The sequence below is a fragment of the Streptomyces sp. NPDC037288 genome (assembly GCF_055603265.1).
This window is the reverse complement of the sequence record NZ_JBVJVY010000054.1, coordinates 1-24,915: the sequence shown is the minus strand read 5'-3', so window position 1 is coordinate 24,915 and position 24,915 is coordinate 1. Positions and strand designations below refer to the sequence as shown.

The following is a 24,915-nucleotide window of genomic DNA, read 5'->3' as shown; positions in this document are numbered from 1 at the left end:
GCACCCCGCCTCCTTCGTGATCTCCTGAGGAGGATAAGCAGGTCGCGCGAGCCATTGCAACAAATCGCCTCCCGGATGCAGGATATTGCACCAATGAGGTCGCGGGCCCGACCGGAGGGCCTGGACCTGCCGACGCCGCCGGCACCGTCGTCGACCGGCTGGACTTGGCCTGAAGTCCCCCTGCCCGCCCGGTTGTAGTTGCGTGCTGTAACTTGGTGCACCCTGCTGCATTGAGAGGTGGGGGAACTGTGAACCATCAGCAGGGTGCAGGTGACGAGACGTCGATCAGCGCTCTCGATGGGCAGATGCGCGCCGCGAAGACGGCGATCGCCGCCCGCCTCCGCCATGTCCGGCACCATCACCCGGAAGGCCCGTTCACGCTGGCGGCGCTGGCCGAGCGCGCCGGCGTCTCGAAGCGGACCCTGGCGTCGGCCGAGTCCGCGGACGGGACGAACCTGACCATCGAGACCCTGGTGAAAGTCGCGCACAGCCTCGGCATTCAGCGGTGGGCGTACTTCCTCGACGAGGAAGTCTTCGCACTGGTCAACGCAGAGCTGGAAACCGTGAAGGAACTCCAGCGGCGCGGTGTGCAGAGCGTGGCACTGCGAACCTCTTCCGCATTGGACCCGTCCGCTGCATCCCTGTCCGAACTGTCGGAACTCGTCACAGGGATCCTTCGCTCCGCAAAAGCTGCCCGCGACACCTTGAGAGAGTTCTCTTCCTCTCCGGACGAACCACCATCCCGTGACATACAGAAGTAGTGATCGTGGTGATATGGCGGCGCAGACCTGGCCGCCGGAGAGCGGCAAGCCTCCGGCAGCACTGCGAGGACCTGGTGCGCAACCTCGATCTACCGACGCACCAGATGACGGTGCAGGCGCTGTGCGCTCATCTCGCCGAACTCCGTGGACAGCCGATCCACCTGGTTCCGTCGCCGCTGCCCCCGGGCAGCCCCGACGGACTGTGGGTGTTCGCCGACGGCGAGAACCACATCATCTTCGAGCAGCGGCTGGCTCCCGTACACCAGCATCAGGTCATCCTGCATGAGTTCGGGCACCTGGTCTGCGGCCACGAATCAGCCCCGGTGATGACCCCGGAAGCCACCCGGCTCTTTCTTCCCTCGCTGGACCCGCAATTGGTGCGACGAGTCCTCGGCCGCGAGCACTCGCACTCGCGTGCCGAAATCGAGGCGGAACTCGTCGGCTCCCTGATCGGACGTCAGGTCGCCACGTGGGCTCCGCGGCGAACGTGGGACGTCCCCCCGGAAGCACGCGAGGTGGCCGCCCGACTCGCAGCGTTGGAACCCCCCACCCATCGAAGGAAAGATGAATAGCTTCCTGTACCCCGGGTGCGCGCTGGTCTCCCTGCTCGCACTGGTCTTCAAACTGCGGGTCATACGCACCGATCGCTCACCGACACAGCTCGGGCTGGTGGGCAACTTCTTCTTCCTGTTCGTCACCTTCACCATCTCCACTCCGGCTGTCTGGGTCGCGACCAGCCGGGCCGTCGGGATCGTCAACTTCTCGGGCCTTCTCTCCCAGAGCACGGTCATCCTGTCGGCCGCGTGCCAGCAGCTGGTCCTGCTGCATCTGTCCCACAGCAGAGATGTCGCCTGGCGCAGGGCCATTCCCCGCCTGGCCGCCCTCGCGGTGATCCTCCTCAGCATGGTGACGCTGTTCTTCACCGCCAGCAGCCTCGGCGAACGTCCCGATGACTTCGCCCTGACCAAGGCGAAGTACTACCCCGCCTACCTCGCCATCTACCTGCTGGGCTACGCCGCGAACCAGATCGACATCGGCATCATGGGCTGGCGGTACGCCAAGATCGCGCCCACCCCCTGGCTCCGGCGTGGACTGCGCCTGGTCGCAGTGTCCATGCCCTTCGCCATGATCTACACCGGCTGTCGTATCGCGGACATCGTTGTCGCCCAGTTCGATGCCACAGGCCACCCCTGGGAGCCGATAGCCCAGCTCGCGATCGCGGGCACGGTGGTGAAGACGGTCGGCTGGACGCTGCCGGACTGGGGGCGCTACCTCAGCTGGGCCTGGAACTGGTTCGACCTGCGCCGCACCCACCGGGAACTGGCTCCGCTCCACCGCGCGGTGACCGCACAGGTGCCCGAACCGGTCCTCGTCCTGGAACGGGGGGCGGATCTCCGTACCCGGTTGTACCGGCGTGTGGTGGAGATCCGCGACGCTCAGTGGGTGTTGCGTACCTGGATGGACCCAGCGGTGGCGGACGAGGCTCGGAGGCGGGCCACCGCTGCCGGACTGTCCGAGGACGACCTGGCCGCCGTCGTCGAGGCCGCCCAGCTCAAGGAGGCGCTGCGCGCCAAGGCGCAGCAACGCGAGCCCGTCGAGCACATGAACACCCCGCGCATCGCCCAGCCGCAGGATCTGGCAGCCGAGCTGGCCTTCCAGCGCAAACTGGCCCGCGCCTTCGCCAGGTCCCCCCTCGCCGCGGCTCCCCGACCGCCCGCTGCCGACCCGAGCTCCCTGAGCAAGGAAGGCGCATAGCCCCCAGGCCCGGCCGCACCGCAGCCGATGGCGTTCGACGACGTGTCGCCCGACGCGGTCGCCGTACGTGATCAAGTGCTACGGCGGCCAGGGCCTTCCTCTCGGATCAGGCCGGCGCCGGCCGACGGCGCCTTCCGGCGAGAGCTCTAGGCCCCCTGTGCGGTCAGGGCGGTCACCAGCACCGGTGTGACCAGCTCCACCTGCCATGGACGCGCGCCGTACCCGGCGAGTGCCGCCCCCACGGACCCGGCGTCCACCACCTTCGGCGGCTCCCAGCAGATCCGCCGGACCGTGTCCGGGGAGACCAGGTTCTCCTGGGGCATGGTGAGCTGCTCGGCGAGAGCCGTGACCCCGGCCCGGGCCGCGGACAGCCGGGCCGCGGCGGCAGGGTCCTTGTCGGCCCACGCCCGCGGCGGCGGAGGCCCGGTGACCGGTTGCCCCGGCTGCGGCAGCGCGCTGTCGGGAAGGGCCTTGGCCCGGTCGACCGCGGCCTGCCACTGCTCCAGCTGCCGGCGCCCCATGCGATGGCCGAAACCGTTCAACGCGGCCAGCGCGTGCGCGGTGCCGGGCAGGGCGAGCGCGGCCTCCACGATGGCCGCGTCACTCAGTACCTTGCCGGGGGACACATCCCGCCGCTGAGCGATACGGTCCCGGGTCTCCCACAGTTCCCGTACGACACCGAGCTGCCGCCTCCGCCGTACCTTGTGCATCCCGGACGTACGCCGCCACGGATCCTTCCTCGGCTCGGCCGGCGGCGCGGCCGCGATCGCGTCGAACTCCTGCCGGGCCCACTCCAGCTTGCCCTGCCGGTCCAGTTCCTTCTCCAGGGCGTCGCGCAGGTCGACGAGGAGTTCCACGTCGAGCGCGGCGTACCTGAGCCACGGTTCGGGCAGCGGCCGGGTCGACCAGTCGACGGCGGAGTGGCCCTTCTCGAGGACGAAACCGAGGACGCCCTCGACCATCGCGCCGAGGCCGACCCGGGGGAACCCGGCCAGCCGGCCGGCCAGCTCGGTGTCGAAGAGCCGGGTCGGGACCAGGCCTATCTCGCGCAGGCAGGGCAGGTCCTGGGTGGCCGCGTGCAGCACCCACTCGACGCCGGACAGCGCCTCGCCGAGCCCGGACAGGTCGGGGCAGGCCACGGGGTCGATCAGCGCGCTTCCGGCGCCCTCCCGGCGCAGCTGCACCAGGTAGGCCCGCTGGCCGTAGCGGTAGCCGGAGGCGCGCTCGGCGTCGACGGCGACCGGGCCGGAGCCCGCGGCGAAGGCGGCGACCGCCTTGGCGAGGGCGGCCTCGTCGGCGACGACGGGCGGAATGCCCTCGCGGGGTTCGAGCAGCGGTGTCGGCGCCCCTGTCACAGAAGATCCGGCGTCGTCCGGGGGAGTGCCTCCGGTGGTGCGCAGGGAACTGTCTGCTGCGGTGTCTTGGGCGTCGGTCACCTGTCAAGGGTATCCGTGCGTGGACGTCGCCCGTCGCCGGAACGTTCCGTCGACGGGCGCCGGAGGGTCGTAAACCAGTCAGGCCGGTGAAAGGTGCGGTTCACGTGAGTGAACCGGTCGCGCTCCGAACGGCTCAGTGGATGATCCCGGTGCGCAGGGCGACGGCCACCATGCCGGCCCGGTCGCCCGTGCCCAGCTTGCGGGCGATGCGGGCCAGGTGGCTCTTGACGGTCAGGGCGGACAGGCCCATCGAGACGCCGATCGCCTTGTTGGACTGGCCCTCCGCGACCAGCCGCAGCACCTCGACCTCGCGTCCGGACAGCTCGCGGTAGCCGCCCGGGTGGCTCGGGGCACCCGGGGGGCGGCGGTGCATCCGGGCGGCGCCGAGGGGGGCGGCGCCGGGCCGGGCGGGCAGGCCGATGTTGGTACGGGTGCCGGTGACGACGTACCCCTTGACCCCGCCCGCCAGGGCGTTGCGCACGGCGCCGATGTCGTCGGCGGCGGACAGGGCCAGCCCGTTGGGCCAGCCCGCGGCACGGGTCTCGGAGAGCAGCGTCAGGCCGGAGCCGTCGGGCAGGTGGACGTCGGCGACGCAGATGTCGCGCGGGTTGCCGATGCGGGGGCGGGCCTCCGCGACGGACGAGGCCTCGATGACATCGCGCACGCCGAGAGCCCACAGATGACGGGTGACGGTGGAGCGGACGCGCGGGTCGGCCACGACCACCATGGCGGTCGGTTTGTTCGGGCGGTAGGCGACCAGGCTTGCGGGCTGCTCGAGGAGAACGGACACCAGGCCTCCTGGGTGGGGGGACGGGGCCGGCTTGTGGGGAGGAAGCCGGGACGAACCGTGCTTTCAAGGTCACAGTCGTCTTCGGCAGCAAACTCGTCCGCCTTTAGAGAAAGATCACGATCTAGTGAGTAACAATCTGCGCAATTCGGACGCACGATCGATCATCCGAAGATCGAGTCGGCCCGAGCGGGTGCGATTCCGGGTCGGAAAGTGGCCGTATCGACAAAGAGATGGTCAATAAGGCGCCCATGCGGATGAAGCCCCCGGCACCCGCCGGTCGGCTCATCGTGACATCACCGCGGGATCACCGCGGGATCATCGCGCCGTCACCGCGACTGCGGGCCCCTGCGCTGCGGGAGCGTCACCACCGAGGCGTCGCCCGGACCGGCCGGCGGCAGCCCCGCGACCTGGGCCAGCAGATCGCACCAGGAGGCCAGGTGGGAGGCTGTGTCCGGCACCCCGCCGAGCCCCTCGCGGGGCGTCCAGGACGCCCTGATCTCGATCTGCGAGGCCGGCGGACGGTCGGCGAGACCGCCGAAGTAGTGCGAACTCGCGCGTGTGATCGTCCCGCTCGGCTCGCCGTAGCCGAGCCCGCGCGCCTGCAGCGCCCCCGTCAGCCACGACCAGCACACCTCGGGCAGCAGCGGATCGGCCGCCATCTCCTGCTCCAGCTCCGCGCGCACCAGCGTCACCAGGCGGAACGTTCCGCGCCAGGCGTCATGGCCCGCCGGATCGTGCAGCAGCACCAGCCGGCCGTCGGCCAGCTCCTGCTCGCCGTCGACCACCACGGCCTCCAGCGCGTACGCGTACGGGGCGAGCCGCTGCGGGGCGGGCGTGGGCTCCACCTCGACCTGTGGCCGCAGCCGGCAGCTGCGCAGGGCATCGACCGCGGCCCGGAAAGCCGGCGGACCCGAAGTGCTCGCGCGCCGGTCCGCCTCCTCGGTGTCCTTCACGTCGTCCATTCCGTCAGCGCTGTCCGACATTCGTCCGTGAGCCGCAGCCATGCGGGGAAGAGTAAGGGGAAGCGAGCCCTTGTGCAGGGCAAGACACCCCGCGCCGTCGCCCGCCGCCGTCGTGCGAGACTTGCCCCGTGACCGCCAACGACACCATGCAGCCGACAGCGACGTACGACAGCGCCTTCCTCAGGGCGTGCAGGCGCGAGCCCGTGCCGCACACGCCGGTGTGGTTCATGCGTCAGGCCGGCCGCTCCCTGCCCGAGTACCGCAAGGTGCGCGAGGGCATCCCGATGCTCGAGTCCTGCATGCGGCCCGAGCTGGTCACCGAGATCACCCTGCAGCCGGTGCGCCGGCACGACGTGGACGCGGCGATCTTCTTCAGCGACATCGTCGTCCCGCTCAAGGCGATCGGCATCGACCTCGACATCAAGCCCGGCGTCGGCCCGGTCGTCGAGAAGCCCATCCGCACCCGCGCCGACCTGGCCCGGCTGCGCGACCTCACGCCCGAGGACGTCCCCTACGTCACCGAGGCGATCGGGCTGCTCACCCGGGAGCTGGGGCCGACCCCGCTGATCGGTTTCGCGGGTGCGCCTTTCACCCTCGCGAGCTACCTGGTCGAGGGCGGTCCCTCGCGCACGTACGAGAACGCCAAGGCGATGATGTACGGCGACCCCGAGCTGTGGGCCGGCCTGCTGGACCGCCTGGCCGACATCACGGCCGCCTTCCTGAAGGTGCAGATCGAGGCCGGCGCGAGCGCCGTCCAGCTCTTCGACTCCTGGGTCGGCGCCCTCGCCCCGGCGGACTACCGCCGCTCGGTCATGCCCGCCTCCGCGAAGGTATTCGAGGCCGTCTCCGGCTACGGAGTCCCGCGCATCCACTTCGGGGTCGGCACCGGTGAGCTGCTGAAGCTGATGGGCGAGGCCGGCGCGGACGTCGTCGGCGCCGACTGGCGCATCCCGCTGGACGAGGCGCACCGCCGTGTCGGCCCGGGCAAGGCGCTGCAGGGCAACCTCGACCCGACGGTCCTGTTCACCGACAAGGACACCGTCGAGGCCAGGGCCCGCGAGGTGCTCGACGCGGCGGCCGGCCTGGAGGGTCACGTCTTCAACCTCGGCCACGGGGTCATGCCGAACACCGACCCGGACGCGCTGACCCGACTCGTGGACTACGTGCACACCGCCACCGCGCGCTGACTCACCACGTGTAACGGGGCCGTGCCCGCCTGCCGAACAGCAGGCCGCGCGGCTCCGGCGGGGGCGGGGTGCCGGGTTTGAGCGGCCAGGCGAGCAGCATGCCGGCCACGAAGCCGACCACGTGCGCCGCGTACGCCACCGTGCCGGCCCCGGACACGCCGTGCCCGGACGAGTACACCGCCTGCAGCACGAACCAGAAGCCCAGCACCAGCCAGGCGGGCAGCCTGAGCGGCAGGAAGACCAGGAACGGGACGAGGACCCAGACCCTCGCCCCCGGCCACAGCACGATGTAGGCACCGAGGACCCCGGCGATCGCGCCCGACGCGCCGATCAGCGGGTCCCCCGAGGTGGCGTTGAGCAGCGCGAAGCCGTACCCGGCGGCGTACCCGCAGACGACGTAGAAGAGGAGGAAGCGGATGTGGCCCATCCGGTCCTCGACGTTGTTGCCGAAGATCAGCAGGAAGAGCATGTTTCCGAGCAGGTGCAGCCAGCTGCCGTGCAGGAACATCGCCGTGAAGACCGACAGCGGCGGCGACTTGTCGTAGGACGGCCGGGCCACGACGCAGCCCGGTCCGTGCGGGCCCGCACCGACGTCTCCCGTCGGGACCAGCCGGGGTATCTGATGGTGGATCAGTTCTCTGGGGACCGCCGCGTAGTGGTCCATGAAGGCCTGCAGATGGCACAGCCGCGCGAGGTCGCTGCCACCGGCCACGGAGCCGGCCAGACCGGGCGTGGTGATGAACACGAGGACGTTCGCGGCGATCAGCGCGTACGTCACCCACGGGGTGCGGCGCACCGGGTTCACGTCATGGACGGGGATGACCACACAGAAGTAGTGCCCGGGACGGGGCGCGCGAATCGGTGAACGGTGCGGTGCGGACGTGCGTATCTCTCGTCAACCGATGTGAGGACAGGCGATGAGCGAACGAGTTACTCCGATGCATGCTCTGCCCGACGGCGAGGCGGAGATCTCTCTGGTCGTACGGCTCCCGTGGGAGGACGTCGCACGGCTCGGCCAGGAAGCGGGGCGGCTCGCTTCGCAGATGCAGCGGCCGGTGACGCTGGACGAGGCGGTGAGCTACCGACTGCGGTCCGCCCGGCCGACGGCCACTCATGCGAAGCCGTCCGCGGAGCAGCCGGCTGCCGTGTCCGCTCTGCCGCGGATCAGTGGGACCGCCTAGGAAACGCGAACCTTCGCCGCGGCCTTTCTCGCTGCCACCAGTACCGGGTCCCATACCGGTGAGAAGGGCGGGGCGTAGCCCAGGTCGAGGGCCGTCATCTGGTCCGCCGTCATCTGCGCGGTCAGCGCCACCGCGGCGATGTCGACCCGTTTCGCCGCGCCCTCCCTGCCGACGATCTGGACGCCCAGCAGCCGGCCGGTGCGGCGTTCGGCGAGCATCTTGACCGTCATCGGGGAGGCGCCGGGGTAGTAGCCGGCGCGGCTGGTGGACTCGATGGTGACGGTCTCGTACCGGAGGCCCGCCCGGTGGGCGTCCTTCTCGCGCAGGCCCGTGCGGGCGATCTCCAGGTCGCAGACCTTGCTGACCGCCGTGCCGACCACGCCCGGGAAGGTGGCGTAGCCGCCGCCGACGTTGCTGCCGATGACCTGGCCGTGCTTGTTGGCATGGGTGCCGAGGGGGATGTACTGCTCCTGGCCGGAGACCAGGTTCAGCACCTCCACGCAGTCGCCGCCGGCCCAGATGTTCTCGTGGCCGCGCACCCGCATCGCGAGGTCGGTGAGCAGGCCGCCGTGCGCGCCGAGCGGGAGGCCCGCGGCCTCGGCGAGCGCGGTTTCCGGGCGCACACCGATGCCGAGGATCACCACGTCCGCGGGGTACTCGGCGTCCTGTGTGGCGACCGCGCGGGCCCGGCCGTCCTGCCCGGTGAGGATCTTGGTGACCTCGGCGTCGTTCACCATGGTGATGCCGAGGCCCTCCATGGCCCGGTGCACCAGCCGGCCCATGTCCGGGTCGAGCGTCGACATGGGTTCCCTGCCGCGGTTGACGACGGTCACCTCGAAGCCGCGGCGAAGGAGTGCCTCGGCCATCTCCACGCCGATGTAGCCCGCCCCTACGACCACCGCGGTGCGCCCACGCGTGCGTGCCAGCGTGTCCAGCAGGGCCTGGCCGTCGTCCAGGGTCTGCACGCCGTGCACCCCGGGGGCGTCCGCGCCGGGCAGGTCGGGGCGGACCGGGCGCGCACCGGTCGCGACGACGAGCTTGTCGTACGGCGTCCAGGACTCGGCGCCGGAATCGACGTCACGCGCGCGTACCCGCTGTCCGGCCACGTCGATCTCCGTGACCTCCCTGCGCAGCCGCAGATCGATGCCCCGCGCGCGGTGTTCCTCGGGCGTGCGGGCGATCAGGGCGTCCCGTTCGGGGACGTCACCGCCCACCCAGTACGGGATGCCGCACGCCGAGAAGGAGGTGAAGTGGCCGCGTTCGAAGGCCACGATCTCCAGTTCGCCGGGCCCCTTCAGCCTGCGCGCCTGCGACGCCGCGGACATGCCCGCGGCGTCGCCGCCGATGACGACCAGTCGTTCCCCGCCGCTGCCGTCCCGCCCACCGCTCATGCTCATGGGAACACGCTACGGGGCGGGGGCATGCCGGTCCCGGCCGGGCTGCACGGCCCGCGGCCACAGCAGCGTCAGCAGCGCCGCGAAGGGCGTGAACGGCAGGACCGCGCCGAGCGCGGCGGTGATCCGGCGCGGCATCACGACGAACACGTGACGCGGCTGTCCACGTCCACGACCTGGTGGTGGGCCGCGCAGCCCGGGACCTCGGGTCCTGGGGGGAGTGTCGGTGGGGTCTGAGAGAGTGGGGGGCATGAGCGCAACGGGTACGCGTACGGGGCATGTCGTCGTCATCGGAGCCGGTATCGCCGGGCTGGCCGCCGCCCACCGGCTGCTCGGGCGCGGCACGCGCGTGACCGTGCTGGAGGCTTCCGGCCGGGTCGGCGGCAAGCTGCTGCCCGGTGAGATCGCGGGCGTGCGGGTCGATCTGGGCGCCGAGTCGATGCTCGCCCGCCGGCCCGAGGCGGTGGCCCTCGCGCGCGAGGTCGGCCTGGCCGAGCGGCTCCAGCCGCCGGCCACCGCGACCGCCTCGATCTGGACCCGCGGCGCCCTGCGCCCCATGCCCAAGGGCCATGTCATGGGCGTGCCCGGCACCGCCGCCGCGCTCTCCGGCGTGTTGTCCGACGAGGGCCTCGCCCGCATCGAGCGCGACACCGACCTGCCGCGCACCGAGGTCGGCGACGACGTGGCCGTGGGGGAGTACGTGGCCGCCCGGCTGGGCCGCGAGGTCGTCGACCGCCTGGTCGAGCCCCTGCTCGGCGGGGTGTACGCGGGCGACGCGTACCGCATCTCGATGCGCTCGGCCGTCCCGCAGCTCTTCCAGGCCGCCCGCACGCACGCGTCCCTGACCGAAGCCGTCCGTGACATCCAGGCGAAGGCCGCCGCCGCCCAGCAGACCGGGCCCGTGTTCATGGGCATCGAGGGCGGGGTGGGCAGCCTGCCGCTCGCGCTCGCGGAGTCGGTGCGGGCGCGCGGGGCAGAGATCCTCACCGGGACGCCGGTGCGCGAGCTGCGCCGGGGCGGGACGGCGGAGCCGGGCACCCCGAGCGCGGGCGCGGGCGCACCCGGGGACGCGGACGCGGCGTGGCGCGTCGTCGCCGGTGACCGCGTGCTGCACGCGGACGCGGTCGTCGTCGCCGTCCCCGCGAGCGCGGCCGCCGGCCTCCTGCGAGCCGAGGCCCCGGCCGCGGCGACCGAACTCGCCGCCGTCGAGTACGCCTCGATGGCCCTGGTCACCCTCGCCTACCGGCGCGGGGACCTGGAACTCCCGGAGGGCAGCGGCTTCCTCGTGCCGCCCGTCGACGGACGCACCATCAAGGCCTCGACCTTCGCCTCGCAGAAGTGGGGCTGGATCGCCCAGGAGGACCCCGGCGTGGTCGTCCTGCGCACGTCCGTCGGGCGGTACGGCGAGACGGAGATCCTCCAGCGGGACGACGCCGCCCTGGCCGAGGTGTCCCGGCACGACCTGCGGGAGGCCACCGGCCTGGAAGCGGTACCCCTTCAGACCCGGGTCACCCGCTGGACCGACGGCCTGCCGCAGTACCCGGTCGGGCATCACGCGCGCGTGGCCCGCATCCGCGAGCACGTCGCCAAGCTGCCGGGCCTCGCCGTGTGCGGCGCGCAGTACGACGGCGTGGGCATCCCGGCCTGCATCGCGAGCGCGTACGCGGCGGTGGATCAGCTGGGCGGTGACCTGAGCGGGCTCCGGGAGCTTACGGCCAACCCGGTGCAGAGCCTGCACGGCGGAGCGGGAGAATAGGGACCATGAGTGACGACGCCCCCACCACCGAGTCCGGCAGGATCCCGAACAAGGGCAAGCTGGCCAAGGACCTCAACGAGGTCATCCGCTACACCCTGTGGTCGGTCTTCAGGCTGAAGGACGTCCTGCCGGAGGACCGCGCCGGTTACGCCGACGAGGTCCAGGAGCTGTTCGACCAGCTCGCCGCCAAGGACGTGACGATCCGCGGCACCTACGACGTCTCCGGCCTGCGCGCCGACGCCGACCTCATGATCTGGTGGCACGCCGAGACCAGCGACCAGCTGCAGGAGGCGTACAACCTCTTCCGCCGCACGAAGCTCGGCCGCGCCCTCGAGCCCGTGTGGTCGAACATGGCGCTGCACCGCCCGGCCGAGTTCAACCGCTCGCACATCCCGGCGTTCCTCGCCGACGAGACGCCCCGCAACTACGTGAGCGTCTACCCGTTCGTGCGCTCCTACGACTGGTATCTGCTGCCCGACGAGGACCGCCGCCGCATGCTCGCCGACCACGGCAAGATGGCCCGCGGCTACCCGGACGTGCGCGCCAACACGGTCGCCTCGTTCTCCCTCGGCGACTACGAGTGGCTCCTGGCCTTCGAGGCCGACGAGCTGTACCGCATCGTCGACCTCATGCGCCACCTGCGCGCCTCCGAGGCCCGGATGCACGTCCGCGAGGAGGTCCCGTTCTACACGGGCCGCCGCAAGAGCATCGCGGATCTGGTGGCGGGCCTCGCCTGACAGCGCCGCCCGACGGCAGACCGTGGCACCCCGGCAGGCCCCCTAACGCCGGCCACCGCGAAGAGCGTTCCGAGGGGACTCTTTCGCCGGCCCGACCGCCGGAGGCAACCGGTGCGGCGCGCACGACGCGCGCCGCCCGGGGACCCGCCCCTCCAGCAGGTAGGCGTCGAGGTACGCGTTGACACACTTGTTGGCGCCGCCCCCGATGCCGTGGGTGCCCGCGTCCCGTTCGGTCACCAGCACCGAGTCGGCCAGCCGCCGGTTCATCTCCAGCGCACCCGGGTACGGCGCCGCCGCGTCCCGCTCGGCCGCCAGGATCAGCACCGGCGGCAGCTCACCCATCCCGGTCCGCACGTCCAGCGGCTGCTGGCGGGGCGCCGGCCAGAAGGCGCACGGCAGGTTCATCCAGGCGTTGTCCCAGGTCTCGAAGGGCGCCACCCGGGCGAGCCGGGTGTTGTCCCGGTCCCACACCTTCCAGTCCGTCGGCCAGGGCGCGTCGTTGCACTCCACGGCCGTGTAGACCGCGTTGCCGTTCTCCGCCTCCGCCGCCGTCTTCAGGTCCGGCGCCGCCAGCTCCACCAGCGGCTTCGGGTCGCCGTGCAGATACGCCGACAGGGCCTGGGCCCGGCTCGGCCAGAAGTCGTCGTAGTATCCGGCCCGCAGGAACGCGTTCTGCAGCTGGCCGGGACCGACCTTCCCGCCGGCCGCCCTGGCGGCCAGCCGGTCCCGCGCGGTGTCGTAGCTGTGCTGGACCTTCTCGGCGGTGTCACCGAGCCTGTAGACGTCGTGGTGGCGGGCGATCCAGTCCCGGAAGTCCGCCCAGCGCTCCTCGAACGCGGCCGACTGGTCGAGGTTGTTCCGGTACCAGATCTTGGCCGGGTCCGGGTTCACCGCCGAGTCCAGCACCATGCGCCGTACGTGCGCGGGGAACAGCGTCGCGTACAGCGCACCGAAGTAGGTGCCGTACGACGCCCCGAGGAAGGTCAGCCGGTTCTCGCCCAGTGCCGCCCGCAGCACGTCCAGGTCCCGGGCGTTGTTCAGGGAGGTGTAGTGGCGCAGCTTGTCCCCGGAGCGCTGGGCGCAGCCGCGCGCGTACGCCTTGGCCTCGGCGATGCGCTCGCGCTTGAACGCCTCCGACGGGTGCGCCGGCGCCGCGGTGGGAGCCTTGAAGAAGTGCTTCGGGTCCTTGCACGACAGCGGCGCCGAACGGCCCACGCCGCGCGGGGCGTAGCCGACCAGGTCGTAGGCGGCGGCGATCCGCCTCCACTCCGGGGCCGTGCCGGCCAGCGGGAAGTACATGCTGGAAGCGCCGGGGCCGCCCGGGTTGTAGACGAGGGCGCCCTGCCGGGGGACCTTCCGCTTGCTGTTGTGCGGGTCCTTCTGGGTCGCCAGGGCCCGGCTGACGGTCAGGGTGATCTGCTTGCCGTTCGGGTGGGCGTAGTCGAGCGGGACGGTCACCGTGCCGCACCGCACGTTCTTCGGCGCGTGGGGCACGTCGGCGGGGGAGCACGCGCCGAAGGCGATGCCGTCCGTCCGGGCGCGGGCCACGGCCACCCCGGTGCCGCGCAGCTCGGCCGCGCCGGGGGCACCGGCCGCGGCTCCGGTGGCGGTCGCGCTGCCTGCCGGGGCCGCGGCCAGGGTGGTCAGGAGCAGGGTCCCGGCGGCCGAGTACAGGGCGGCAGCTCGCATCGCGTATCCCTTCGGTGCAACGGCGGCGATGGCACGGCTGCCACGGCCCGGCGCAACAGAAGGGATATTTCGGTCGGCCGTCGGTGAAGGCAAGCACCATCGGGCCGGTGTCGGCGCCAATGCCCCCTATGCGCCCCCGAAGCCGCCGTCAGTCCCGCCAGGGCTGGTCGCGGTGGGTGAACGCGGCGCGCAGCTCCGGCTCGCCGATCGCGCGGATCCCGCGCAGGGCGACCGAGGTGAGGAACGACCGCTCGTCGCCGGCCGGCCTGCGGATGAGCGCGCCCAGCAGGCGCTGCCCGGCCGGGGAGGCCCAGCGCGCGTACGGATGCACTTCGAACCGGGCGATGGCCAGGCAGCTCAGGGTGAGTGTGAGGGGCAGGGCGAACCACAGACCGACCAGCAGCCGTGGCGTCCCGCTCTGGACGGGCAGCAGCAGCGCGGTCAGGCCGAGCGCCGCGACGGCCAGCGCGGCGGCGCGCACCTGGCGGACGGCGGTGCCCACGGTCGTACCCGCGCCGTCGGGGACGGCGAGACCGGCGCGCACCAGCCGGTCGGCGAGCCGCCGCACGGCCTCGGCGCCGGCCGCCCGCGCCCGCACGGGCGCGATCCGTGACTGTCCCTCAGGCCCTATGGCCCCTATGACGGACTGCTCGATCTCGTCGCGCCCCCGCGGGTCCACCACCGTGGCCCAGCCGGTGTGCGCGAGGAGCAGGCGCCGCTGGCGGGCCATGGAGACCAGGGTCACATCGGCGACCCGGGCCGGGCCGCCGGAGAGGAAGGCCGCCTCGTACAGCGTCAGATCGCACCCCCGGTCCGGTGTCGCGGCATCCGTGTCCAGGGCCGCGGCGCGGACGGCGGCCAGGCACAGCCGGGTACACGCCGTACCGGCGAAAGCCCAGGCCAGGAGCAGGAGAAGGACCCAGAACATGACGTGTTTCTATGCCAGAGGCCTGGGTGAACACCATGCCCTGTTCATCATCCGGACAGAGTGTTAGCGGTATGTGACGTTCCGTTTCGCGCCCAGGTCAGGGGCTGACCGTCGCGGGCGGCGGGCTGGCGGCGGCGGGCGGCAGGGAGTACGACTCGCCCGGTGAAGGCACGACCGGCACGGCGGCGCCCGGCGCGGCCACCGGCGGGGACGGGACGGGCGTCGGCGAGGCCGCCAGCTCCCTCGCGAGCGCCCCGAAGTCGACGTACCCCGTCGCCTCCAGGATCCTGATGTGGTCCAGGACGGTCGCGTTGGCGTCGTCGGCGAGATCACGGACCAGGGAGTTCTCGGTGCCGGCCCGGACCTGGGCGACCAGTGCGAACACCCGGCCGTGGGCGAGCCGCAGGATGTCGGCGAACCGGCGGTCGAAGTCCTCCCCCTTCGCCGCCCTCAGGGTGGCGAGCCACTGCTTCTGCTGCTCGTTCGGCTCGTTCGGCAGCGGCACGCCGAGCTGGGTGGCGACGGTGCGCACATGTGCGTCCAGCGAGGTGTGGCCGTCGACCAGGTGCTGGCCGGCGGTGCGTACGGCTGCCGTGGTCCCCTTCTGCTCCGCCAGCTCGCCGGCGGGCAGCTCCCAGAGCCCCGCCAGCCGGACCTTGGTGACGAAGTCCCGGTCCTGTGCCGACAGGGGGCCGTACGGGGTGGTGACGGTCTGCGCGCTCAGTACGTTCGCGCCGGCCGCGTCCTGGCGGTCGGCGTACGACCAGAGCGGGTACAGCAGCGCCGCCGCGGTCGCCGCGAGGGCCGCGATGACGAGTCCGGTGCCGCTGAATATGCCTCGGCCCTTGACCGGGGGTCGGGGTCGCATGGCGCCTCCTGTAGCGCACCGAACGCGAGTGTGCAGGGGTGGTGCGGCTTGGCATATTACTGCGGGTTCCCACGGGGCTTTCGCTCCTGCGGACAGGGAGCGGGCGGTCACGCTGCGTCGGCGGCTGCGGGTGCGTCGTGGTCGCTTGCCGCGCTTCCCCGCGCCCCCTCAAGGGACCGCGGTGCCGGTGAGCGAGCCCGCTCCCGCTCAGCCCCGGTGCCGCTGCAGCACCCTCCGCGCCATCCGAGCCACCCGCTGATGGGACCGCGGCACTGGGCCCGCCCGGTCCAGCCACCACTCCCGCAGCGCCCGCCGGGCCCCCGGGTCCTCCGGCCGCCCGGCCTTCAGCAGATGACCGGCGAAGTCCAGCGCGTCCCGCCGGTACCCCCCATCCATCGGCCGTACCCGCGCGTACTCCAGGAACGCCGCCCGGTACCCGCCACCGAGCATGACCGGCAGCTCGGGCGCCACCTTCGCCACCACGTCCGCCCGCTTCGCCGCGAGCGCCCGCGCCTGCACCCCCATCCGCACCCGGTCGAAGCCCTCGGGCACCGGTGTCCCGGCCACCAGCGAGGACAGCACGGCGGCCTGGGCGACCCCGACCCGCTCCCGCGCGCCGGCCGCCGGCCGCGCCGGAACCGTGGCACCCCCACCCGACGAGCCGGCGCCGGCGGCAGCCCCGGCAGCCCCGTGCGCGCGCCCGCGCCCAGCCGCCACCGCCCCCCGGATCACCGCCAACTCGCGCTCCAGCTCGGCCGGTTCCGGAAAGTTCTCGTCCCGTTCCAGCAGGACACCGGGCGGTGCGGTGCGCGAGGCGAGGTCGGTGAGGATGTCGAGCACCGGGCGCGGCACGGGGTGCGCGTGGCTGTCGTGCCAGACCCCGTCTCGCTCGAAGCCGCCCGCGACGTGGACGTAGGCGATCGCCTCCACCGGCAGCTCCGCCAGCGCCCGCGCCGGGTCCTCGCCGCGGTTGACGTGGTTGGTGTGCAGGTTGGCCACGTCGATCAGGAGCCGTACGCCGGTGCGCTCGACCAGCTCGGACAGGAACTGCCCCTCGGTCAGCTCCTCGCCCGGCCAGGAGAACAGCGCGGCGATGTTCTCCAGGGCCAGCGGCACCGGAAGGGCGTCCTGGGCGATGCGCACGTTCTCGCAGAGCACGTCGAGGGCGTCCCGGGTGCGCGGTACCGGCAGCAGGTGCCCGGCCTCCAGGCGCGGCGAGGCGGTGAGCGGACCGCCCGCGCGGACGAACGCTATGTGCTCGGTGACCAGCGGCGCTTCCAGCTCCTGCGCCCGCTCGGCGAGTGCCCTCAGCCGGCCCTCGTCCGGGCGGTCGGCGCCGCCGAGGCCGAGGGAGACGCCGTGCGGGATCACGGTCACCCCGCGTGCGCGCAGCCGCAGCAGCGATGCGGGAAGGTGGCCGGGGCAGACGTTCTCCGCCACGACCTCCACCCAGTCGATGCCCGGCATGCGCTCCACGGCGTCCGCTGTCTCCGGCCGCCAGCCGATCCCCGTACCCAGTCGGCGCATGGTTCCACCCCTCCTTCGAACGAGGGGGGTATGGCCCCGGCGACCGGCTCCGAACCTCCTGCTCACCCGGTTCAGAGCAACATTTGAGGTTCAGCCCCGCGTCGCCCGGGATCCGGGGGAGCGGCCCCGGCTAGCGCAGCGCGGGGTGGTCGGCGACGACCGTACAGCTGCCCGGGGCGATCTCCGTGAAGCCGGCATCCCTGACCACCGGCAGCCCGCTGCCGGTCAGCCGCGGCCAGTCGGCGGGGTCCGCCGCGCGGACCGCCAGGCCGAAGCCCGCGTCCCGCCAGGCGGTGCGTTCGGCGTCGGGCAGCGCCCACCAGGCCAGCTGGGCACCGTGCCCGGCCTGGGCCATCGCCTTCCCGGCCGACATCTCCAGCTCCGGGTTCAGCCACAGCACCGGCTGTGCCGGATCGGCCCCGACGGGCGGCTCGGGATCGTCCAGCTCGGTGCCGGACACCTGCAGCTTCGCCAGGTCCTTGGGCCAGCCGTCGAGCGGGATCGGCGGGAAGACGCGTACCTGTGCGGACTTGCCGGTCACCGTGATCCCGGGCAGTGCCTCGGCCCGCCGCCACTCGGCGCCCCGGGCCCGCCGGACGACCTTGCGGATCCGCGCGTCCTCCCAGTTCCGCACGGCCTCGGCCCACTCCCCGCCACCGTGTGCCCGCTCGTCCCCGAGCAGCACGAGCACCGCCCGGGCGGCCGTCTCCAGCGCATCGGTACGAGCAGGCGGCGCACTCCGCTCGATCCGCACGACGAGCGGCAGCACGAACTGCGGCGCCTCGTCACGAGGAGTGCGCTCGGCCTGGAAGGGACTGACTCCGGGGGACGGCAGACTCTGGCTCACGCCAGCCAACCCTAAGGGGCGCGCAGCCGCGTCCGACATGCGGTCACCGCGGCAGGCGCCGCAGACGAGGCCGCCGTCGCCGCGTGCCCGCCCGGCGAACCGCAACCGCTGGTGCCGGGCCACCGGACGCGACGTACACCGCGCTCGACGGCACATGCCCTGCGCCTCCGCCGGGGGGACCGCCCACGGCCGGCCCTTTCTCGACCCGCTCGGCCCGGCCACCGGCCCGCTCCCGGTGCTGCCGCCGGCCGGGGCCGCGCGGCTCGGCAGCAGCACCGGTCACCCTGAGCAGGCGGTGCGCTGCGCCTCCTGCCACTCGCACCGGGGGCACAGCGTGATGCCCTTGTACGACTCCGGGTACTCCGTCGGCTCCCGGCACAGCACGCACTCGGCGTACGGCGGGCCGTCGGCCTGGGGAGGCTTGGCGGCGTCGACGATCGTGCAGTAGTCCTCGTCGCTCATGCCTCCAGCGTAGGACGGTCACCGGTGGCCGGACGTCTCGCCGATCAGCTCGGAGACCTTCACGAACCGGTAGCCGCGCTTGCGCAGTTCCGGTACGACCGCGCGGACGACCCGCTCGGTGGTCGGGGCGGCGCTGCGGGTGCAGTGCATGACGACCACCGAGCCGGGTTTCACCCCGTCCAGCACCTGCCGGGTGACGGCGTCGGCGTCCGTGGCGAACGCGTCGCCGCTCACCACGTCCCACTGCACCGCGGTCACCCCGAGCCCGCTCAGCGCGCGCAGCGCCCGCTGGTCGTAACAGCCGCCGGGGAAGCGGAAGTACGGCAGCGCGTGCGGCACGCCCGCCTTGTGCAGGGAGGCGTACGCCCGCTCCACGTCCGAGCGCATCTTGCCGGCGTCGACGGTGGGCAGGCCGTAGCAGTCGCTGGTGAACGCGTAGTGGCTGTAGGAGTGGTTGGCGACCTCGAACTGCGGGTCGTGGCCGAGGCTGCGGGCCTCGGTCGGGTACTCGTCGGCCCACCGGCCGGTCATGAAGATCGTCGCCGGCACCTTCAGCGCGTGCAGGGTGCCGATGAGATCCGGGTTGTCGAAGTGCTCGCCGGCCGCCGCGCGCGGTCCCTCGTCGGCGGTCATGTCGGCGTCGAAGGTCAGCGCGACGGTCTTGCCCAGGGTGCGGGGACCGTGCTCGAAGACCGGGGTGAGCCCGCCGGGGCCCGGGGTCAGCACGGGCGGACGCGAGGCGGACGGGGAGGCGGGGACGGGGGACTCGGCCGGGTCCCGGCGGGCGCTGCCCGCCGGGTCCGCGGTACCGCAGGCGGCGAGGGCCGCGCCCAGGGCACAGACGGCGGTGATATGGCATAGTTGTGGGATCACGTTATGAAAATATGACTAACTGACGACTTGTGTGATTATTTGTCCTGCGGTGGGGTGATGCGGTCCCCCGCCCGGCGGGCGCTTCCGGCGCAGTCTCAGCGGTGACCTCAGGGGTGACCTCAGAGGTCCCGCTGCTCCAGCGGCCGGACCGCCGGGCCCTGGAGCACCGTGCCGTCGACGGCGAAGCGGGAACCGTGGCAGGGGCATTCCCAGGCGCGTTCGGCCCGGTTGAAGGAGACCAGACAGCCGAGGTGGGTACAGCGGGCCGAAACCGCGTGCAGCGCGCCCTCCTCGTCCCGGTGCACCGCGAGCCGGCCGCCGTCCGCCCGGACCACCGCCCCGTCGCCGGGGGCCAGGTCGTCCACCGAGGCAGGCGGCTTCAGGCGGTCGCCCACGAAGTGCCGGGCCACCTCCGCCTGTGTCCTGAGCAGCGACGGCGCCTCGCGCACCACCGACTTCAACCGCCGGGGGTCGTACAGCTCGCGCCAGGCGCAGTCCCGGCCGGTGATCAGCGCCGTCAGCAGCAGTCCGGCCATGATCCCGCCGCTCAGCCCCCAGCCGCCGAATCCGGTGGCGACCCAGGTGTGCCGGGCACCCGGGTGGAAGGGGCCGACCAGCGGCACGGTGTCGGTGGAGTCGTTGTCCTGGGTCGCCCAGGCGTGGTCCAGGACCACCCCGGGGAAGTGCTCCTCGGCCCAGGCGGCGAGCCCCTCGAAGCCGGCCCGCACATCGCCGGTGCCGGGCGTGAAGTGCTCCCCGGTGACGACGAGCAGCCGCTGCCCGTCCCCGCCGTACGGCGCGGTGCGCACCGAGCGGGTGTTCTCCTCCGGCGTGATGTACATGCCCTCCGGATCCGGGCCCCGGCCCAGCGGACCCGCCACGACCAGCTCGCGGCGCGGGGAGAGCCGGGCGAACAGCAGGGCCCGGTCGAACACCGGGTAGTGGGTGGCGATCACGACGTCCCGGGCGGTGACCGTGTGGCCCGACTCGGTCGTCACACGGCAGGGCTCGCCGCCTTCCTGCAGCCCGACGACCCGTGTCTGCTCGTACAGCCGGCCACCGCGCGCGACGAGGTCGTCGGTGATCGCCCTCAGGTACCTGACCGGGTGGAACTGCGCCTGCCCGGTCACCCGGACCGCGCCCGCCACCGGGAACGGCAGCCCGGTCTCCGTGGTGAACGCGGCCGGCAGTCCCGCCTCCCGCGCCGCCTGCGCCTCCGCCCGCAGCTCGTCCACGCGCGCCCGGTCCCGCACGTACGTGTACGCGTCCCGGGTCTCCCACTCGCACGCGATGTCCAACTCGGCCACCAGTGCCGCCGCGTGCTCGATCGCCTCCGACTGGGAGCGGGCGTACAGCCGTGCCCCCTCGGGGCCGCGGGTGCGGCGCAGCCGGTCGTAGACCAGGGTGTGCTGGGCCGTCAGCTTGGCGGTGGTGTAGCCGGTGACCCCGGCCGCCGTCCGCCCGGCCTCCAGTACCGCCACCCGCAGGCCGGCCCGGGTCAGCTCGTGGGCGGTGCTCAGTCCGGCGATGCCCGCGCCGACGACGGCCACGTCGACGTCGAGGTTCTCGGCCAGGGCGGGGCGGGGCGGCGCCGGTGCGGTCCGGAGCCAGTACGAGTCGGTGACGTGCCGCTGCTCCTGCATGGCCGCCGGGTACCCACCCGCGGCACCTTCAGCGATCGCCCCCGAACGTGGTGAGGGCGTGGTGACCTCACACGCACCTGCGCGTGAGGTCACCACGCCCGTCCCCTGCCGGCGGTGGGCAGCGGGCCGGCCCACCGGATGTCCGGCCTGCCGCCGCTTCCCGCCGTCAGGGAGTCCGAGCCGGCCTGTGTCAGGCCTTGTTGCTGCAGCCCATGGTCGAGCCGATGTGGGTCGCCTGGGCACCCGGGTCGCCCTCGCCGTTGAGCGCGTTGCCCAGCAGGCCGTTGAGGATGCCGACCTCGCCGAGCACGTCGACGTTCAGGTCGTGGTCCTTGCAGTTGGAACTCTGCATGACGTGCCACCCCCCCTTGTCGTGGTCGTCGCCGTGTTCGTGCTCGTCGGCGTAGGCCGTGCCGGCGGTGACGAGCCCGACGGTGCTGAGGGCCGCGACGAGCACGGCAGCCCTGCGAAGTCTGTGCATGTCATCTCCATGACGTGAGTGTGGATGCGGTCTGCAACGGGGCGACCTCTTACAGTCACGGAGATTATGTGAAAATAGCCCAAAACCGGCAGCGACGCGCCGGTATTTCTGGATCTAGCCCTTCAGCAGCCGCTTCCGGCATTCCGCCACGTCGAAGTCGCCCTTCGGATAGTGCGGGTCCATCTCCCGCAGGTGCTCCAGCAGCAGGCGGCTGATCGCCCAGTTCCGGTACCACTTGCGGTCCGCCGGTACGAGGTACCAGGGCGCGTACGGCGCCGCGCAGCGCTCCAGGGCCAGTTCGTACGCCTCCTGGTAGGCGGGCCACAGGGTGCGCTCGTCGATGTCGCCGGGATCGAACTTCCAGTGCTTGTCCGGGCGGTCCAGGCGGCGCAGCAGCCGGCGCCGCTGCTCCTCGTAGGACACGTGCAGGAAGCACTTGATCACGGTCACTCCGTCGTCGGCGAGGGAGCGCTCGAAGTCGTTGATGAGGCCGTAACGGCTGCCGATCTCGGCGGGCCGGGCCAGGTGCCGTACACGGGCGATGAGGACGTCCTCGTAGTGCGAGCGGTCGAAGATGCCGATCTCGCCCGGCCGGGGCAGGGCCGCGCGCACCCGCCACAGGAAGTCGTGCTGCCGTTCCTCCTCGGTGGGCGCCTTGAACGCCTGGATCCGGCAGCCGGACGGGTTGAGATGACCGATGACGTGCTTGACCGTGCCGCCCTTGCCACTGGTGTCCATCCCCTGGAGCACCAGCAGCACCCGCCGCCGGTCCCCCGCCGTGCCCGCCGCCCACAGCCGCTCCTGAAGGTTCGCCAGGTGCTTGCCCATACGAGCACTGCCGGCGAGCCCGGCCCGCTTCCCGCCCGGGGCGCCGGGAGTGGCCCGCGCGTCGTACCCGGCAAGCACCACCGGCTCGCCGGGCGGAAGGCGCAGCAACTCCCTGAGATCCTTCGCGCTTTCCTTCACCAGGGCATGGTGCGCCCGAGCCCGCCGGTTCCGCCAGCCGTAGCCGTGGACCGGCGGCACGCCAGCCGTAGCCGTGGACCGGCGGCACGCTAGCCGGAGCGGGCCTCTCCGTCACTCTTGGACGCGAGCTGCTGCTGGTTGCCCCGCTCCAGGAAGTGCAGCAGCTCCACCGGGATGGGCAGGACCAGTGTGGAGTTCTTCTCGGCCGACACGGCCATCACCGTCTGCAGCAGCCGCAGCTGCAGTGCGGCGGGCGTGTCGGCCATCTGCTGGGCGGCCTCGGCCAGCTTCTTGGAGGCCTGGTACTCGGCGTCCGCGTTGATGATCCGGGCGCGGCGTTCGCGGTCGGCCTCGGCCTGGCGGGCCATGGACCGCTTCATCGTGTCCGGCAGCGACACGTCCTTGATCTCCACGCGGTCCACCTGGACGCCCCAGCCGACGGCCGGGCTGTCGATCATCAGCTCCAGGCCCTGGTTGAGTTTCTCGCGGTTGGAGAGCAGATCGTCCAGGTCGCTCTTGCCGATGATCGACCTGAGGGACGTCTGGGCCATCTGCGAGACCGCGAACTTGTAGTCCTCCACCTTCACCAGCGCGCTCTCCGCGTCGACCACCCGGAAGTAGACGACCGCGTCCACGCGGACGGTGACGTTGTCGCGGGTGATGCCCTCCTGGGCGGGGATCGGCAGCGTCACGATCTGCATGTTGACCTTCAGCAGCCGGTCCACGAAGGGGATGATCAGGGTCAGGCCCGGCGGCCGTCCGTCACCCGTGACGCGCCCGAGCCGGAACAGCACGCCCCGTTCGTACTGCTTGACCACGCGGGCCGCCATCGCCAGGTACACCACGCCGACACCGGCGGCGGCGGCGATCGCTCCCAGCAGATCCTGGAGCATGATGACCTCCTCGCACAGAGGTCCGTTTGTCTGTTGCTGCAACGATATGCCCGCGCCCGGCCGCGAGGCCACGGCTTGGCGGCGATGGTGCCCGGCCGGCCGGGTCGCCTGGCGCTCGTTTCCCGGCCGGCTGGGCGCTCACCTACGCGGCTGTCGTCATCCGCACCGGCTCCGTGCCCGCCGCGCTGTGCCGTTCCGCCCAGTTCTCCAGGGCCGTACGGCAGGCGTGGTCCAGGTGGTGCAGGCCGGACAGGTCGAGGCGGACGGGGCGGTCCTGGGGCAGGGACTCCAGGCTGTCCAGGATCTTCGGCAGCCGCAGGAAGGTCGCGTTGCCGGACAGGTGTGCGTCGACCGGTCCCGCACCCTTGTCGACGACCTCCAGCTTGACGTGCGAGGCCTCCCAGGCGGTCTTGACCACGGCCAGCGCGAGACCGATCAGCACGCCCTCGAACATGCTGACCGCCACGATCGAGACCGCCGTGACGGACAGGACCAGTGCCTCGCCCCGGTTCTCGCGCCACAGCACCGCCAGCGCCCGGGCCGGGACCAGCCTGGCGCCGGAGTAGACCAGGATGCCCGCGAGCGCCGGGATCGGGATGTACGCGAGCACGCCGGGCAGCAGTGCGGCGAACAGCAGCAGCCACAGGCCGTGCAGGACCCGGGAGGCCTTCGTACGGGCGCCCGCCTGGACGTTGGCCGCGCTGCGCACGATCACCGCGGTCATCGGCAGCGCGCCCAGCAGCCCGCACACGGTGTTGCCGGCGCCCTGGGCGACCAGTTCCCTGTCGTACTCGGTGCGCGGCCCGGAGTGCAGCCGGTCCACGGCCGCCGCGCTGAACAGCGACTCGGCGGACGCGATCAGTGTGAAGGCGACGACCGTGCCGAGCATCCCGACGCCCGCCAGTTCGCCGAACGCGCTGAGCGGCGGCGGCTGGACCGCGCCCAGCAGGCCCTGCACCTCCACCGTGGCCACCGGCAGGTCCAGTGCGAACGTGGCCACCGTGGCGAGGCCGACCGCGGCCAGCGGACCGGGCAGCGTACGCACCCTGGCCGGGACGTGCTTCCACAGCAGCAGTACGGCGACCGTGCCCGCGCACACCGCGAGCGAGGCCGGCGCCGCGCCGTTGCCGAGGACGTCCCGGAACGCCCCCGGGAGCCCGGCGATCTTGCCCGGTCCGGAGTCGGGTGCCTTGGCCGCCAGCGCCGGGTACAACTGCCCGGCGATGAGCACGAGTCCGATCCCGGCCAGCATGCCCTCGACGACGGAGACCGAGATGGCGCGGAAGTAGCGGCCCAGCCTGAGCAGGCCCATGCCGACCTGGAGGAGCCCGGTGGCGAGCACGAGCGCGCCGAGCGCCGGCAGGCCGAACTCCTTGACCGCCTCGAAGACGAGGACGGTCATGCCGGCCGCCGGCCCCGACACCTGCAGGCTGCTGCCGCGCATCAGCCCGGTGACGAGGCCGCCCACGATGCCGGTGACCAGGCCGAGTTCGGCCGGGACCCCCGAGGCGACGGCCACGCCCACGCACAGCGGCAGCGCGACCAGGAAGACGACGAGGGAGGCGGTGAGGTCCTGCCGCGGACACGGGAAGCGGGATATCAGGTTCTTGCTGGTCATCGGCGCGCTCACAGGGACTCGAAGGTGTCGGTCTGCGGGCGGTGCGTCCGTACGGTGCCGGTGTGCACCTCGTAGTACCAGGCGTGCAGCTCCAGTTGGCCCGCCGCGAGCCTGCGCTCGACGCACGGGTACGAGCGCAGCCGCAGCAGCTGGGTCAGGAC

The 24,915-nt window shown here is 72.5% G+C and carries 26 protein-coding genes; 7 read left to right on the top strand and 19 right to left on the bottom strand.

The features are described from left to right. Positions 1-248: 248 nt before the first annotated feature. The 3 genes from ACZ7GZ_RS36935 (at position 249) to ACZ7GZ_RS36925 (ending at position 2,516) form a co-directional block, all read left to right on the top strand. On the top strand, positions 249-761 hold the full coding sequence (locus tag ACZ7GZ_RS36935; protein ID WP_471031269.1) for a helix-turn-helix domain-containing protein: 513 nt from the start codon (positions 249-251) through the stop codon (positions 759-761). A gap of 74 nt (positions 762-835) precedes the next feature. Then, on the top strand, positions 836-1,333 hold the full coding sequence (locus ACZ7GZ_RS36930; protein ID WP_471031266.1) for a hypothetical protein: 498 nt from the start codon (positions 836-838) through the stop codon (positions 1,331-1,333). Beyond that, on the top strand, positions 1,326-2,516 hold the full coding sequence (locus ACZ7GZ_RS36925) for an MAB_1171c family putative transporter (RefSeq protein ID WP_471031265.1): 1,191 nt from the start codon (positions 1,326-1,328) through the stop codon (positions 2,514-2,516). The genes ACZ7GZ_RS36930 and ACZ7GZ_RS36925 overlap by 8 nt, the downstream gene beginning before the upstream one ends. Before the next feature lie 146 nt (positions 2,517-2,662). Here ACZ7GZ_RS36925 and ACZ7GZ_RS36920 read toward each other — a convergent pair whose 3' ends face one another. The 3 genes from ACZ7GZ_RS36920 to ACZ7GZ_RS36910 form a co-directional block, all read right to left on the bottom strand. Beyond that, the gene (locus tag ACZ7GZ_RS36920) at positions 2,663-3,952 is read right to left on the bottom strand and encodes a ribonuclease D (protein WP_471031262.1); all 1,290 of its coding nucleotides are present in this window, start codon (positions 3,950-3,952) and stop codon (positions 2,663-2,665) included. Between the two features lie 133 nt (positions 3,953-4,085). Next, positions 4,086-4,742 carry a response regulator transcription factor gene (locus ACZ7GZ_RS36915; RefSeq protein ID WP_031169226.1) on the bottom strand — a complete coding sequence of 219 codons (657 nt, stop codon included), beginning with the start codon at positions 4,740-4,742 and terminating at the stop codon, positions 4,086-4,088. Positions 4,743-5,068: 326 nt separating this feature from the next. Continuing rightward, positions 5,069-5,746, bottom strand: a complete 678-nt coding sequence (locus ACZ7GZ_RS36910; protein ID WP_471031260.1) for a DUF3000 domain-containing protein — start codon at positions 5,744-5,746, stop codon at positions 5,069-5,071. A gap of 104 nt (positions 5,747-5,850) precedes the next feature. On the opposite strand from ACZ7GZ_RS36910, the gene hemE reads away from it, so the two are divergent. Further along, positions 5,851-6,891 carry a uroporphyrinogen decarboxylase gene (hemE, locus tag ACZ7GZ_RS36905; protein WP_471031292.1) on the top strand — a complete coding sequence of 347 codons (1,041 nt, stop codon included), beginning with the start codon at positions 5,851-5,853 and terminating at the stop codon, positions 6,889-6,891. A gap of 1 nt (position 6,892) precedes the next feature. Here the strand turns inward: hemE and ACZ7GZ_RS36900 are convergent, their stop codons facing one another. Then, positions 6,893-7,717, bottom strand: a complete 825-nt coding sequence (locus ACZ7GZ_RS36900; RefSeq protein WP_471031257.1) for a rhomboid family intramembrane serine protease — start codon at positions 7,715-7,717, stop codon at positions 6,893-6,895. A gap of 91 nt (positions 7,718-7,808) precedes the next feature. Between ACZ7GZ_RS36900 and ACZ7GZ_RS36895 the strand changes: the two genes are divergently transcribed. Next, positions 7,809-8,072, top strand: coding sequence for a hypothetical protein (locus ACZ7GZ_RS36895; RefSeq protein WP_471031255.1), 264 nt, complete (start codon positions 7,809-7,811; stop codon positions 8,070-8,072). Here ACZ7GZ_RS36895 and ACZ7GZ_RS36890 read toward each other — a convergent pair. Together ACZ7GZ_RS36890 and ACZ7GZ_RS36885 are read right to left on the bottom strand one after the other, a co-directional pair. Next, positions 8,069-9,469 carry an FAD-dependent oxidoreductase gene (locus ACZ7GZ_RS36890; protein ID WP_471031254.1) on the bottom strand — a complete coding sequence of 467 codons (1,401 nt, stop codon included), beginning with the start codon at positions 9,467-9,469 and terminating at the stop codon, positions 8,069-8,071. The genes ACZ7GZ_RS36895 and ACZ7GZ_RS36890 overlap by 4 nt on opposite strands. 9 nt (positions 9,470-9,478) lie before the next feature. After that, positions 9,479-9,616, bottom strand: coding sequence for a hypothetical protein (locus ACZ7GZ_RS36885; protein ID WP_471031251.1), 138 nt, complete (start codon positions 9,614-9,616; stop codon positions 9,479-9,481). 100 nt (positions 9,617-9,716) lie between these two features. Between ACZ7GZ_RS36885 and hemG the strand changes: the two genes are divergently transcribed. Next, a complete protein-coding gene (gene hemG, locus ACZ7GZ_RS36880) occupies positions 9,717-11,222 on the top strand; it encodes a protoporphyrinogen oxidase (protein ID WP_471031250.1) in 1,506 nt (501 codons plus the stop codon). A gap of 5 nt (positions 11,223-11,227) precedes the next feature. After that, positions 11,228-11,959 carry a hydrogen peroxide-dependent heme synthase gene (gene hemQ, locus ACZ7GZ_RS36875; RefSeq protein ID WP_471031248.1) on the top strand — a complete coding sequence of 244 codons (732 nt, stop codon included), beginning with the start codon at positions 11,228-11,230 and terminating at the stop codon, positions 11,957-11,959. Positions 11,960-12,001: 42 nt separating this feature from the next. On the opposite strand, the gene ACZ7GZ_RS36870 is transcribed toward hemQ, so the two are convergent. The 13 genes from ACZ7GZ_RS36870 to ACZ7GZ_RS36810 form a co-directional block, all read right to left on the bottom strand. Further along, positions 12,002-13,648 (bottom strand): alpha/beta hydrolase, encoded by a 1,647-nt coding sequence (locus ACZ7GZ_RS36870; protein WP_471031246.1) that lies wholly within the window; start codon positions 13,646-13,648, stop codon positions 12,002-12,004. A 148-nt stretch (positions 13,649-13,796) separates the two neighbouring features. After that, positions 13,797-14,576, bottom strand: coding sequence for a TIGR04222 domain-containing membrane protein (locus ACZ7GZ_RS36865; RefSeq protein WP_471031244.1), 780 nt, complete (start codon positions 14,574-14,576; stop codon positions 13,797-13,799). 97 nt (positions 14,577-14,673) lie between these two features. Further along, positions 14,674-15,444: a DUF4142 domain-containing protein gene (locus ACZ7GZ_RS36860; protein WP_471031242.1), complete on the bottom strand. Its 771-nt coding sequence runs from the start codon at positions 15,442-15,444 to the stop codon at positions 14,674-14,676. Positions 15,445-15,651: 207 nt separating this feature from the next. Beyond that, positions 15,652-16,971, bottom strand: coding sequence for an MbnB/TglH/ChrH family RiPP precursor modification enzyme (locus ACZ7GZ_RS36855; protein WP_471031240.1), 1,320 nt, complete (start codon positions 16,969-16,971; stop codon positions 15,652-15,654). Positions 16,972-17,101: 130 nt separating this feature from the next. Continuing rightward, entirely contained in the window at positions 17,102-17,857 is a 756-nt protein-coding gene (locus ACZ7GZ_RS36850; RefSeq protein WP_471031290.1) for a peptidyl-tRNA hydrolase, read from the bottom strand. 240 nt (positions 17,858-18,097) lie between these two features. Beyond that, positions 18,098-18,280 (bottom strand): hypothetical protein, encoded by a 183-nt coding sequence (locus tag ACZ7GZ_RS36845; RefSeq protein WP_471031238.1) that lies wholly within the window; start codon positions 18,278-18,280, stop codon positions 18,098-18,100. Positions 18,281-18,298: 18 nt separating this feature from the next. Continuing rightward, the gene (locus tag ACZ7GZ_RS36840) at positions 18,299-19,153 is read right to left on the bottom strand and encodes a polysaccharide deacetylase family protein (RefSeq protein WP_471031235.1); all 855 of its coding nucleotides are present in this window, start codon (positions 19,151-19,153) and stop codon (positions 18,299-18,301) included. 119 nt (positions 19,154-19,272) lie between these two features. After that, positions 19,273-20,796: an FAD-dependent oxidoreductase gene (locus ACZ7GZ_RS36835; RefSeq protein ID WP_471031232.1), complete on the bottom strand. Its 1,524-nt coding sequence runs from the start codon at positions 20,794-20,796 to the stop codon at positions 19,273-19,275. A 190-nt stretch (positions 20,797-20,986) separates the two neighbouring features. After that, positions 20,987-21,277: a hypothetical protein gene (locus ACZ7GZ_RS36830; RefSeq protein WP_360098369.1), complete on the bottom strand. Its 291-nt coding sequence runs from the start codon at positions 21,275-21,277 to the stop codon at positions 20,987-20,989. Between the two features lie 114 nt (positions 21,278-21,391). Continuing rightward, positions 21,392-22,243 (bottom strand): PPK2 family polyphosphate kinase, encoded by an 852-nt coding sequence (locus ACZ7GZ_RS36825; RefSeq protein ID WP_471031230.1) that lies wholly within the window; start codon positions 22,241-22,243, stop codon positions 21,392-21,394. Between the two features lie 89 nt (positions 22,244-22,332). After that, positions 22,333-23,136: a slipin family protein gene (locus ACZ7GZ_RS36820; protein WP_471031228.1), complete on the bottom strand. Its 804-nt coding sequence runs from the start codon at positions 23,134-23,136 to the stop codon at positions 22,333-22,335. 142 nt (positions 23,137-23,278) lie between these two features. After that, positions 23,279-24,754 carry a SulP family inorganic anion transporter gene (locus ACZ7GZ_RS36815; RefSeq protein WP_471031226.1) on the bottom strand — a complete coding sequence of 492 codons (1,476 nt, stop codon included), beginning with the start codon at positions 24,752-24,754 and terminating at the stop codon, positions 23,279-23,281. Positions 24,755-24,762: 8 nt separating this feature from the next. Next, a partial coding sequence (locus tag ACZ7GZ_RS36810; protein ID WP_471031288.1) for a carbonic anhydrase occupies positions 24,763-24,915 on the bottom strand: 153 nt, incomplete at its 5' end.

Excerpts from the sequence above, each read along its gene's own strand:
- ACZ7GZ_RS36830 (WP_360098369.1), bottom strand. The coding sequence starts at position 21,277 with ATGCACAGACTTCGCAGGGCTGCCGTGCTCGTCGCGGCCCTCAGCACC.
- ACZ7GZ_RS36895 (WP_471031255.1), top strand. The coding sequence starts at position 7,809 with ATGAGCGAACGAGTTACTCCGATGCATGCTCTGCCCGACGGCGAGGCG.
- ACZ7GZ_RS36855 (WP_471031240.1), bottom strand. The coding sequence starts at position 16,971 with ATGCGCCGACTGGGTACGGGGATCGGCTGGCGGCCGGAGACAGCGGAC.
- ACZ7GZ_RS36890 (WP_471031254.1), bottom strand. The coding sequence starts at position 9,469 with ATGAGCATGAGCGGTGGGCGGGACGGCAGCGGCGGGGAACGACTGGTC.
- ACZ7GZ_RS36925 (WP_471031265.1), top strand. The coding sequence starts at position 1,326 with ATGAATAGCTTCCTGTACCCCGGGTGCGCGCTGGTCTCCCTGCTCGCA.
- hemQ (WP_471031248.1), top strand. The coding sequence starts at position 11,228 with ATGAGTGACGACGCCCCCACCACCGAGTCCGGCAGGATCCCGAACAAG.
- ACZ7GZ_RS36815 (WP_471031226.1), bottom strand. The coding sequence starts at position 24,754 with ATGACCAGCAAGAACCTGATATCCCGCTTCCCGTGTCCGCGGCAGGAC.
- hemG (WP_471031250.1), top strand. The coding sequence starts at position 9,717 with ATGAGCGCAACGGGTACGCGTACGGGGCATGTCGTCGTCATCGGAGCC.
- ACZ7GZ_RS36860 (WP_471031242.1), bottom strand. The coding sequence starts at position 15,444 with ATGCGACCCCGACCCCCGGTCAAGGGCCGAGGCATATTCAGCGGCACC.
- ACZ7GZ_RS36865 (WP_471031244.1), bottom strand. The coding sequence starts at position 14,576 with ATGTTCTGGGTCCTTCTCCTGCTCCTGGCCTGGGCTTTCGCCGGTACG.
- hemE (WP_471031292.1), top strand. The coding sequence starts at position 5,851 with ATGCAGCCGACAGCGACGTACGACAGCGCCTTCCTCAGGGCGTGCAGG.
- ACZ7GZ_RS36850 (WP_471031290.1), bottom strand. The coding sequence starts at position 17,857 with ATGTCGGACGCGGCTGCGCGCCCCTTAGGGTTGGCTGGCGTGAGCCAG.
- ACZ7GZ_RS36820 (WP_471031228.1), bottom strand. The coding sequence starts at position 23,136 with ATGCTCCAGGATCTGCTGGGAGCGATCGCCGCCGCCGCCGGTGTCGGC.
- ACZ7GZ_RS36870 (WP_471031246.1), bottom strand. The coding sequence starts at position 13,648 with ATGCGAGCTGCCGCCCTGTACTCGGCCGCCGGGACCCTGCTCCTGACC.
- ACZ7GZ_RS36845 (WP_471031238.1), bottom strand. The coding sequence starts at position 18,280 with ATGAGCGACGAGGACTACTGCACGATCGTCGACGCCGCCAAGCCTCCC.
- ACZ7GZ_RS36910 (WP_471031260.1), bottom strand. The coding sequence starts at position 5,746 with ATGGCTGCGGCTCACGGACGAATGTCGGACAGCGCTGACGGAATGGAC.
- ACZ7GZ_RS36835 (WP_471031232.1), bottom strand. The coding sequence starts at position 20,796 with ATGCAGGAGCAGCGGCACGTCACCGACTCGTACTGGCTCCGGACCGCA.